10 protein-coding genes are annotated in these 11,222 nt (G+C 48.0%); 6 read left to right on the forward strand and 4 right to left on the reverse strand.

All coding sequences use genetic code 11. The annotated features are described in order from the left end of the window. The first annotated feature begins 238 nt into the window (after positions 1–238). The 4 genes from N7387_RS14655 (at position 239) to N7387_RS14670 (ending at position 5,942) form a co-directional block, all read left to right on the forward strand. Positions 239–1,237: an efflux RND transporter periplasmic adaptor subunit gene (locus tag N7387_RS14655; RefSeq protein ID WP_262862283.1), complete on the forward strand. Its 999-nt coding sequence runs from the start codon at positions 239–241 to the stop codon at positions 1,235–1,237. After that, on the forward strand, positions 1,227–3,500 hold the full coding sequence (locus N7387_RS14660) for an ABC transporter permease (RefSeq protein WP_279799914.1): 2,274 nt from the start codon (positions 1,227–1,229) through the stop codon (positions 3,498–3,500). Before N7387_RS14655 ends, N7387_RS14660 begins: the two co-directional genes overlap by 11 nt. Positions 3,501–3,639: 139 nt before the next feature. After that, positions 3,640–4,959, forward strand: a complete 1,320-nt coding sequence (rimO, locus tag N7387_RS14665) for a 30S ribosomal protein S12 methylthiotransferase RimO (RefSeq protein ID WP_262862281.1) — start codon at positions 3,640–3,642, stop codon at positions 4,957–4,959. Continuing rightward, positions 4,956–5,942 (forward strand): sugar-binding transcriptional regulator, encoded by a 987-nt coding sequence (locus N7387_RS14670; protein WP_262859532.1) that lies wholly within the window; start codon positions 4,956–4,958, stop codon positions 5,940–5,942. The genes rimO and N7387_RS14670 overlap by 4 nt, the downstream gene beginning before the upstream one ends. A 54-nt stretch (positions 5,943–5,996) precedes the next feature. Here the strand turns inward: N7387_RS14670 and N7387_RS14675 are convergent, their stop codons facing one another. The 4 genes from N7387_RS14675 to mtnK form a co-directional block, all read right to left on the reverse strand. After that, positions 5,997–6,353 carry a hypothetical protein gene (locus N7387_RS14675; RefSeq protein WP_262882237.1) on the reverse strand — a complete coding sequence of 119 codons (357 nt, stop codon included), beginning with the start codon at positions 6,351–6,353 and terminating at the stop codon, positions 5,997–5,999. 122 nt (positions 6,354–6,475) lie between these two features. Continuing rightward, complete coding sequence (locus N7387_RS14680; RefSeq protein WP_279799917.1) at positions 6,476–7,126, reverse strand: L-fuculose-phosphate aldolase; 651 nt, start codon at positions 7,124–7,126, stop codon at positions 6,476–6,478. Positions 7,127–7,128: 2 nt separating this feature from the next. Continuing rightward, positions 7,129–8,238: an S-methyl-5-thioribose-1-phosphate isomerase gene (gene mtnA / locus N7387_RS14685; RefSeq protein ID WP_279799919.1), complete on the reverse strand. Its 1,110-nt coding sequence runs from the start codon at positions 8,236–8,238 to the stop codon at positions 7,129–7,131. A 26-nt stretch (positions 8,239–8,264) separates the two neighbouring features. Next, on the reverse strand, positions 8,265–9,530 hold the full coding sequence (gene mtnK, locus N7387_RS14690) for an S-methyl-5-thioribose kinase (protein ID WP_279799921.1): 1,266 nt from the start codon (positions 9,528–9,530) through the stop codon (positions 8,265–8,267). A gap of 499 nt (positions 9,531–10,029) precedes the next feature. On the opposite strand from mtnK, the gene N7387_RS14695 reads away from it, so the two are divergent. Beyond that, positions 10,030–10,248, forward strand: coding sequence for a helix-turn-helix transcriptional regulator (locus tag N7387_RS14695; RefSeq protein WP_025152719.1), 219 nt, complete (start codon positions 10,030–10,032; stop codon positions 10,246–10,248). A gap of 116 nt (positions 10,249–10,364) precedes the next feature. Beyond that, positions 10,365–11,213 (forward strand): glycosyltransferase family A protein, encoded by an 849-nt coding sequence (locus N7387_RS14700; RefSeq protein ID WP_262859527.1) that lies wholly within the window; start codon positions 10,365–10,367, stop codon positions 11,211–11,213. The last annotated feature ends 9 nt before the right edge of the window (positions 11,214–11,222 follow it).

Below are 11,222 nucleotides of genomic sequence, written 5' to 3' on the forward strand. Positions count from 1 at the left end.
AAAATTTCCGGCTTCAGCTTAATAACAGGTTATAGTGATAAATCAATATAATAAGTTAGTGTCCACGCAGTGCATTAAAAATATTAATGTATCCAATATGCTGAAGAAACGTATAATGAAGAGGTTTGTTGCAGTCATAATCGTTCTTTCATTGAAAGAATAAGATGAAAGAACTGAACATGTTATTGGAATAATGGAACGCTAAAGAAAACAGCCGGAGCCTGAGGATGAAAATAGTATGACGATAAAGAATAAAAAAATAAAGATAGCCATACTTATCGTTATAATAATGGTGTTATCTGCCGGCTTTATTTTATCTCATTCCGCTGAACATGAGATCTTAGAAGGCATTGTTGATACAGATGAAATTAATATCACCAGTAAAGTGACGGCAAGAGTGGATAGTCTGCATGTCAGGGAAGGGGACAGCATCCGTAACGGGCAGGCCTTAGTCAGTTTGTATGACAGGCAAACCACTGAGAATGCCCTGCAAACTAAAGAAGCATTAGCTGCGGCGGTGGCCAGTCAGGAAAAGGCATATAACGGAGAGCGTTCAGAATATATTGAGTCATTAAAAGCTAACTGGATAAGTGCTCAGGCAGATGAAAAAAACGTCAAGTTAACCACGGATCGGGTAGTAAAACTCTATGAGAAGAGTAAAGCTGTCTCTGCCCAGGAACGTGATGATGCTATCGCCAGATATAAAATTGCCGGGCAGAAAACAAATTCTGCCTATGAGCAATATATGCAAGCCAAACGGGGTAACAGAGCGGAGGACATTCGCATTGCTGATGCAAATGTAAATGCAGCCAGGGCCGCGTTTGAGTCTGCTGACTCCCTGGTCAGAGAGCTGAGTGTTCATTCAAAAAATGACGGCGAAATTGCCAAACGCTTTGCTAATCAGGGGGAGCTTGTTTCTGCCGGTACACCTATATTCAGTATGATTGATTTAAATAATCTTTGGGTAACCGTCAATTTACGGGAAGATCGTTTTAACGCATTAAAAATAGGTGATGTGATTGAAGGAAAGATCCCGGCACTGAAAGATAAAACGGTTAAATTTCAGGTGTTTTTTATTAACCCCAAAGGCAATTTTGCCACATGGAGAGCAACTCGTCAGTCAAGCGGTTATGACGTCAGAACATTTGAAGTACGGTTACATCCGGTGAATAAGACAGAAGGAATGCGCCCGGGTATGTCTGTTATTTTTGATTGGCCTGCCGGTAATGACGAATAATACCGCATCGGGCTTTTCAGCCTCATTGACAGATGAAATTAATTTCATCTGTCATGATCGCTATATGAAAATTTTACTGTTTATTGTGCCGGTGTTTTTATTAACGTTTGTCTGCGCGATGTTCAGTTCCGGTGTGCCTGAGAAAATACCGGTAGCGCTGGTGGATTACGACCATTCATCATTGAGCCGGGAAATAATCAGGAATATTGATGCATCGAAGAGTATTGAGTTAACAGAAATACCGGAAAATGTGGCTCAGGCCCAACGCCTGATGAAAAGCATGAAAATTTATGCTTTTATAGAGATCCCCCGTGGCGCATCCGGATCAGCTATCCGTCAGGATGATAATAAGGTCATCATTCGTTATAACGGACAGTTCAGATCGACAGGTAATGCTGCGTTTATCGGGTTGCAGGCTGCGGTGAATGATGCGTTTAGCTCACTCAATAACAGGAAATCATTGGGTGCCGGGCATAAAGGTGCGGGCAGCTCAGTGCCAAATATACAAGTCGTCAGTATCAGCAATCCGCAAAATAGCTATGAAAGATTCCTGACGCCAATCGCAATACCGGTGTTACTGAGTATCGTCCTGAGCAGCGCTGTCATTTGCGCGATAGGACGTTTTTTTGAAGAAGGTAAGCTCTGCGCCGGCTGGATGAAGAAAAGCAGAATCTGCCTGTCAATTCAGATTGTTTCCCGTTGTTTACCCTATATCACTATCATTTTTCTGTGGAACTTGCTATTTAACGTCTGGCAAACAGCGGGGCGGGGCTGGCCGATTTTAGGTAATTCATGGTTATTAATACTGGCGATATTTATGCTGTGTCTTCTCACTGCCTCTGTCGCTATTATGTTTATTTCAATAACGCGAAATATACTTACAGCATTAAGTATCTCAACGGTATATACCAGTGCGGCATTAACCTACTCTGATGGGACGCTGTCCATTTTGAATGCCAATGGCTGGGCTAAATTCTGGAGTAATTTTCAGCCATTCACGCATTATTACCGCATACAATTAGAGCAGGTCAATCTTGGCAGTGATATCACAACAAGCTTGTATCAGTTTGGTATTTTGTCACTCTATATCATTATACCGTTAACCGTCTCTTTTATGCTGCTGGGGAAACATAAGTATAAGCAACAACCGGCAACGTTTCAGGAAAATGTAAAATTTGATGGTATTAAACAAAGCGTTATCAGTACTCTCACATCAATAAAAAAATCTCAGCCTATATTTTCAACGGCAATTATGTCATTGATTCTTTATAGTATTTTCTATCCAAGTGCTTATAAGGCACAGATTAACCTCAAGCTTCCCGTTGCGGTGGTCGATTTTGATCAATCATCATTATCACGTAACCTGATCGACAATCTGCAAACCACCCGTGAGATTGATGTTACCCGGGTGGACAGTTCTCTGTCTGAGGCATTAAATTTATTACGCAACAGAAAAGTTTCCGCAGTGATCACTATTGATAATGATTTTAAAAATAATCTTATCAGAGGGGGAGACGCAGGGATCGATGTTCACCTGTCAGGCGGTTATATGGCTGTAGCTGCCGATTTGAGAGCGGCGGTGATTAATGCAATAAGCGCTACGACTGATGTTAACAGATTAACACCTAAAACCACTGATCATATTATTTCCCTTCCGCTCTATAATCCCACACTGGGATACGAATCTTTTATTATGCCGCTGGTGTTTATTATCATACTTCAGCAAACACTGATTTTTGCCGGTTCTATGCTTATCGCATTACGCAATAGCGTCGGTTTAACCAATATTAACGTATCACAGTTTATCGGAACATTTCTGGGCTTGTTTATCGTTGGTTTTTCCGGCGCAATTTTTGTGTTTGGCTGGGTTTATTACTTACAAGGCTATCCCAATGAAGGCAATATGTTTTTACAGCTTTGGCTGATCGTTCTGTTTTCTGCGGCAGTAAGCTCAATGAGTATGTTGATTGGTAGTTTTCTGGATAACATTAACCGTCCGATGCAGATCCTGTCGGCTACGTCGATGGTTATTTTTTATGCATCAGGCGCCTCATTTCCTACATTTAATATGCCGGGCTGGGTTGTGAAAACGATGGAAATTTTTCCATCAAGTACAATGATAAGCGGGTTTACTATGCTGAACTCTCAGGGGGCTGGTATTTATGAATTGATGCCCGTCATCATAAAAATATCGTTGTTAGCCATTATATTATTTTTACTTGCTATGTATCGTCTGGTTTGGCGGAAATCAAAAGCCGCCTGATATGACATCGTACTGATGATTCAGATAGCTGTTGTTCCGGGGGCGCTTTTATCGTGCTGACCAGGCGTCATCTTACATATGAATAAAGTTTTGGCATCCTGTATACTTCATGTTTCCTCAATTAAAGATTATATAATAAATGGCAAAGATTGGATTTTTATCATTAGGCTGCCCGAAAAACCTGGTGGATTCCGAGCGCATTCTGACTGAACTGCGCACGGATGGTTACCAGATCGTGCCGAGCTATAATGATGCTGATGTAGTGATCGTTAATACCTGCGGTTTTATTGACAGTGCTGTGCAGGAGTCCCTGGAAGCAATCGGCGAGGCACTGGCGGAAAACGGTAAAGTGATCGTGACCGGATGTCTGGGGGCAAAAGAAGACCAGATCCGTGAAGTTCACCCTAAAGTACTGGAAATCACCGGTCCGCACAGCTATGAACAGGTGCTGGCGAGTGTCCGTAAATATGTGCCGAGACCGGCGCATGATCCGTTCACCAGCCTGGTGCCGGATCAGGGTGTGAAACTGACACCGCGCCATTATGCGTATCTGAAAATTTCAGAAGGGTGTAATCACCGCTGCACATTCTGTATTATCCCGTCCATGCGCGGCGATCTGGACAGCCGTCCGGTCGGTGAGGTACTGAGTGAGGCACAGCGTCTGGTTGAAGCCGGTGTGAAAGAACTGCTGGTGATCTCCCAGGATACCTCTGCCTATGGCGCCGATATCAAACACCGCACCGGTTTCCGTGACGGTCTGCCGGTGAAAACCAGCATGATCGGCCTGTGTGAGCAGTTATCCCAGCTCGGCGTTTGGGTTCGTCTGCATTATGTGTATCCGTATCCGCATGTGGATGATGTGATCCCGCTGATGGCGGAAGGCAAAATTCTGCCGTATCTGGATATTCCGTTACAGCACGCCAGCCCGCGTATTCTGAAACTGATGAAACGCCCGGGGGCTGTTGAGCGCACACTGGAGCGCATCAAACGCTGGCGTGAAATCTGTCCGGAGCTGACGCTGCGTTCTACCTTTATTGTCGGCTTCCCGGGGGAAACCGAAGACGATTTTCAGATGCTGCTGGACTTCCTGAGCGAAGCCCGTCTGGATCGTGTCGGCTGCTTTAAATACAGCCCGGTGGAAGGGGCACATGCCAACGAATTACCGGATCAGGTGCCGGAAGCGATCAAAGAAGAGCGTTATCACCGCTTTATGCAGTTACAGCAGCAGATTTCCGCTGAGCGTCTGGCTGAAAAAGTCGGCCGCACACTGCCGGTGATCATTGATGAAGTCGATGAAGAAGAGGGCGCTGTCGGCCGCAGTATGGCTGATGCACCGGAAATCGACGGCATGGTATATCTCAACGGCGAATTTGATGTGCAGCCGGGGGATATTGTCATGGTGAATATTGAACATGCCGATGAGTATGATCTCTGGGGCAGCGTGGTGCGCGAAGCATGACAAACAGTGACAACCGCCTGACCGGACGCCTGATGTTCGGTAGTGACCCGGTGCTGCAGGCCGCATGGCTCTATTATCAGTCCGGTCTCAGTCAGACGGAAGTGGCTGATGCGATGGGGATTTCCCGCGTGACCGTGGTGAAATACCTGCAAACAGCCCGGGAAAACGGTGTGGTGCATATCAGCCTGGATATGGCGCGTTACAGCCGCATCGATATGGCGTTGTCACTGAAAAAAAAGTTTAATCTGACCAATGTGCTGGTGGTGCCGGACAGCCCGGTTGCGGAGGCGGCAGCAGATTCCGCCCGCCGCCGGGAAAACATGGCACAGGCGGCCGGGGTGTATCTCAGTCAGGTGCTTGAAGACGGGGATGTGCTCGGCGTGGCCTGGGGGCGGACAATTCATCATATGGCGAAGTGTCTGACACCGAAAGTCATCCGCAATATGACGGTGTTACAGATGCTCGGCTCCGTACCATCGCAGCCGGATTTCACCACCGTGGAATCGTCCTCGCTGATCGCCGGAAAGTTCGGTGGTGAGTGTGCGTATCTGCATGTGCCCGCGATTGTCAGCTCAGCAGAACTGGCAGATGCACTGCGCCGTGAGCCTATCATTCAGGCAAACTTTGCCCAGCTGGAACGCTGCACCAAAGCGCTGTTTGTGGCCGGTAATGTCACGGAAGAGAATCCGCTGATTCGCGCCGGGGTCATTACGGCGGCAGAAATGACCGATTTCCGCCGCAAAGGCGCGGTCGGGGTTATCTGCGGGCGTTTTTATGATCAGGCGGGTGCGCCGCTGGATACCCATACGGATGCCCGTATTCTCGGTATCCGGCTGCCGCAGTTGCGGAATATCGCACGGCGGATTTTTATTGCCACCGGTGAACACAATATCGCCGCGACCCTCGGGGCACTGCGCGGCGGATATGTTTCTGATTTGATTGTTGATCCGCTGATCGCGGCACACCTGTTGTCAGATAAATAAGTGCAAAAACCGCCGGAAGGCGGTTTTTCTACATCAGAGTATCATTATTGCTGGTTATTGCTTTTCCGCTGCCGCTTTTTCTTCCGGTGTGCGGGTATCTCCCTTACCGTTATTCAGCAGCTGAATAGCGCAGTCCATATACTTATCCGCACCGGCCTGAATCAGATCGTGGTTAAATGCAACGGCCGGTGCGCTGTCCTGTAATGCAGTCACATTGATATCACCGTTAAACTGCTTGTTTAAATCCACTTCACCTTCAATCTTTACATAGTAAGCGATACCGTCCGGCAGATAGCGCCCGCACTCTTCAATGCTTTTTTCGCTGAATGACGGGGATTTTTGGGTAGCGGTACATCCGGACAGGAGCAGAACGGCAGAAGCAAACGCAGCATAACAAATGACTTTTTTCATAAAAACCTTAAATTACAAATACATTAAGGTTTTAATTATATTGCAAATGATTATCATTTAAAATAATTAATTACACAAGGTAACAAAAAACGACGCATGGCGCCGTTTTCTGCCGCCGGTAATCACGATTTTCCGGTTTTCAGTCCGTAGGTTTTGAATTTCCCCAGCACCCGTTGCATCTCCTCCGTACTCAGTACTGGTACATCTGGTGTGATGGCGCGGACTTTCAGATACAGCGCGGAGAGTACTTCAATCTCATGCGCCAGCCACAGGGCTTTTTCGAGGTTGACTTCCATCGCCAGCATGCCGTGATGCTGCATAATCAGCGCCTTGCTGGTTTTAATCCCTTCCGCAACAAGAGCAGCCAGTTCATGTGTACCGAAGGTGGCATACGGCACACAGGGAACATGGTCGGTGCCCGTGACGGCGACCATATAGTGGATCGCCGGAATGGATTCATTGAGAATGGATACAGCCGCCGTATTCAGGGCGTGATTGTGTACCACCGCATTCAGCTCAGGACGTGCCTGATAGCAGCTCAGATGAAAGTGCCACTCACTCGACGGGATCTTATCCGCCTCTGCCTGTCCGGTGTTATCCATGTAGACAATGCTGTCCGGGGTCAGCTTTTCATAGGGCACGCCACTCGGAGTGATCAGCATGCCGTCCTGCCAGCGGGCGCTGACATTCCCGGATGTGCCCTGATTGAGCCCGCTTGCATTCATTTTCAGGCAGGTATCGATAATCTGTTGTGCCAGTTCAGTACGGGTCATGATCACACCTCATACTCAGACGGCCACATCTCCGGGAACATGGCTTTCAGCCCGGCCGGAGAGGCATCACAAATACCGCGCTCGGTGATAAGCCCGGTAACGTACTCAGCCGGGGTGACATCAAACGCATAGTTGCCGCAACGGGTACCCGCCGGTGCAGTATTCACCCAACTGCGGGTGCCTTCCGGTGTGATGCCGAAAACGTGTGACTGTTCTTCACCGGCGCGCTGTTCAATCGGGATCTCTTTTACGCCGTCCCACACCGTGAAATCGAGCGTCGGTGACGGCAGCGCCACATAGAACGGCACATTGTTTGCTTTGGCTGCCAGTGCTTTCAGGTAAGTGCCGATTTTATTGCAGACATCTCCGCGCGCGGTGGTGCGGTCAGTGCCGACAATACACATATCCACTTCACCGTGCTGCATCAGGTGTCCTCCGGCGTTATCGGCAATCAGGGTATGCGGTACGCCGTGTGAACCCAGCTCAAAGGCGGTCAGTCCGCCCTGGTTGCGCGGACGGGTTTCATCCACCCAGACGTGAATGTTAATACCTTCATCATAAGCCTGATAAATCGGTGACAGCGCCGTGCCCCAGTCAACGGTAGCCAGCCAGCCTGCATTACAATGGGTCAGGATATTTACCGGCTCGCCCGGTTTCTTGCGGGCAGCGATTTCACGGATAATCGTCAGACCATGTTCACCGATGCGGTGACAGATTTCCGCATCTTCATCCGCGATTCCGGCGGCAATACGGTAAGCGGCGTCACGGCGCTCAGCCGCAGGGAGTGGTGTCAGGGCACCACAGATTCTGTCCAGCGCCCATTTCAGGTTGATCGCGGTCGGACGGGTGGCAACCAGCACGTTATACGCGTCTTTCAGGGCTGCGTCACTGCTGTCGCGGTGCATTGCCAGCGCCACACCGTAAGCGGCCACCGCACCAATCAGCGGTGCCCCGCGTACCCACATATCTTTGATGGCGGTTGCCGCTTCCTCCATCGTGGTCAGTGTGATGATACTGATTTCAAACGGCAGTTTTGTCTGATCAAAAATACAGACATGGATACCATTGTCTGCGGGCCAGACGGAACGGTAATGTTTTCCGTTAATTTTCATTATATAACCTCGTGTGCAGGTGACGCTTAACAATAAGGAAGAAAGGCTTCGACATCGGCAAAGCTGTGATAATGGCGGGCGTTGACAATCAGCTCCCGTGCCAGTTTCAGTGCGTTGCGCTCAAGTGCCGCGCGTTTGTCCGCATCAGCAATCGTTTTGAAATCAGCAACACCGGCAAACCCGAGCAGACGACGGTTGATCTCCAGCCCGGCATTGACCAGGGTGTCCTGAAACAGCTCTGCGAAGAAACTGTCCTGTGCGGTTTTCAGGAAGTTGTCATCAAACATGCCGTCCTGGTACAGCTCGCGCGGCCAGGCATCGCCCTGTGATTTTTCTGTCCACAGGCGGCGGAATTCAGTCTCAAACGTATTCCAGGTCTGGCTTATCTGCGACAGCAGCCATTGCTGATAGCGGGCGGTTTCTTCCTCTGTCTCCCGGTGTCCGGGCTGGGAAAACCAGGCCATATATAAGTTACCGGTATAGTTGCCGGTATCAAACGCCATCGGCCCCATAAAACTGAACTCAGGGTCAATGACCTGAACAGAGTCAGTGCCGATCATGACGGATCCGGAGTGCAAATCCCCGTGCAGCAGTGCCTGAGCCTGTGTCATAAATTTGTATTTATAGCGCATGGCGGCCTGCACCATGTCTCTGTCCAGCATCACGGCGTTTGCATCACGATCGAGCTGCGGAGATGTGTGATTATTGCGCGGAGCCGGGAAGTAAGGCTCGGTAAAAATCAGATCTTCGGTGATTTTGCATAATTCATGGTTGGCAGAAAACTGCGCGGTCAGGGCTTTTTTCTCCCGTGCCGCCATACCGATATCTGAAGTATTAAAGAGTGTCCGTGCCATAAACAGACCGATTTTTTCTGCCAGATGAGGGACATACTCTCCGGCAATCAGTGCCTTGCGCAGAATGATATGATCAGCGAGATACTCCATGGCAAACAGCGCCATGGTTTCGTCATAGAAATAGACAGCCGGTACACTGTCCGGTGCGAAACGTTTCTCCTGTGACAACGCATGGTATTCGAAATAATTACGCTGCAAAGAGAGTTTCCAGGATTCACCGGCGGCACGGACATACGGCAGGGATTGCTTGACCACCAGGGTCCGCTCACTGCCTCTGACAATAAACACTAGGTTGAGATTACCGTCACCGATTTCCTCAATCTGCCAGGATTCCGGCGTACCGCCGGGTAAAATGTCACCCGGTAAATGTGAGGACAGGTAAGCGGGCAGGGTGCCACAGGTTTGCGGGGTATAGCCGGCCGGGGGTTGTTGCGTCATAAGATAACCTCAGAAACAGAGATAAATGGCTACATATGTAAATTATAACTATACATATGTATTTTTTCTGTGATTCAACTAACACATAACCGGAAATAGCCTGTTTAAAGTGGGTGATAAGAAATAAATGTAAATATTTCTTACGTATTCACACGCAATTATTTTTATGAAATACCGGGGTATATTATTATCAATGTGTCATTCTTCTATTTTCTTCAGAAGAATAGTTAATCTTATTAAGACCATTTTTTTATATTAAGTGTGATCGGGTAGGTATTGTTACACTAAATAGGAGTATTGATATTGCAAACAATATCCCTATAAGGTTAAATTTCGTTCACTAAGACGTAAGATGCCGGTTATTCATGACTTTTTATTTTAATTTTTTGTTTTTCATGTGGTTATGAATTTGGCAATCCGTGGATTGCCTGCGGGTGGCAGACGCTTAAAAACGGAATTTTTTGTTATCACGTTGTCAATATAAGTGAAGGAGAATCTTATGGAGACGGAATCTATATATTCCTGTGTCGGAACACGTATTAAAGAAAAGCGGAAATATTTAGGATTAAGTGTTGTCCGGTTAGCGGAAGACATGGGAATAACGCAGCAGCAATTTAACCGTTATGAACGGGGAACGAGCCGGATTAGTATACATTATCTGATGTATCTGGCGGAGATGTTCCATGTTCCGGTGGATTATTTTTTCGATTCGGAATAGTTTATGCCCGCCGGGTAGTGACACCGTATCACCTGTATGTGAGAATAGCCGGCAATTAACTCCGCACTGGTTGCTAATTGCCGGCCGGTCATTTGTGGTACAAGGTCACAGGTATAATGTCACGCGAATTCTTTCGAAAAGTTGCGGATAAGCAACATATAAAACTTACGTACATCACCCATTTCTATTGTAATCAGCAGGATATTTCAGAAGTTATCAGTCTGCTTCGGGAATATGAAAAAATGCCGGCATCCGTGCTGGACTATGTTCAGTTTGTCATTGTTGATGACTGCTCCCCGCTGGAATATGACATTCCTGAATTTGATTTAAACCTGACATGGCTGCGGATCACAACGGATATTCCGTGGAATCAGGGCGGCTCCCGCAATCTGGGCGTGACCTATGCGGCATCGGATAAGATTCTGATGACTGACCTGGATCATGTTCTGCCGGTATCGACATTTACTTACCTGATTAATGCCGCGAATCCGGGCCGGACATTCTATAAACTCTACCGCCGGGATGAGCAGGGGAATATCCGCAAAGGGCACTCGAATCTGTTCTTTATGTCCCGCGCCCGTTTTTTCCGTTTTTACGGTTATGATGAAGAATTTTGCGGCCATTATGGCGCAGAAGATTACCGTTTTGTGAAACTGCAGAAATACCATGGTTCCCGCCAGCGCTATCTGCCGAAATCCGTGTATGCCAGGGAGCGGATTGTGGATCGCGATAAGTCCTATCACACACTGGACAGAAGTCTGGAATACAACACGCCGGTTGATAAACGCAAGCATGAGGAAGTCTGCACGTATGGTGCGGAATCCGGTCATTCCCGGTTATTCCTGGATTTTGAGTGGAAAATTCTGCGGTCGGTCTGCCGTACATCACCGGTAGTCAGGGAAAAAAAACCGGGCTGGAAAGCCCGCTGGTGGTTGCGCTGGTTATTTGCGCCGCTGGCAAAATAAAGCAGCATA

This window comes from Morganella sp. GD04133 (assembly GCF_029835375.1).
GTDB classification, from domain to species: Bacteria; Pseudomonadota; Gammaproteobacteria; order Enterobacterales; family Enterobacteriaceae; genus Morganella; species Morganella morganii_B.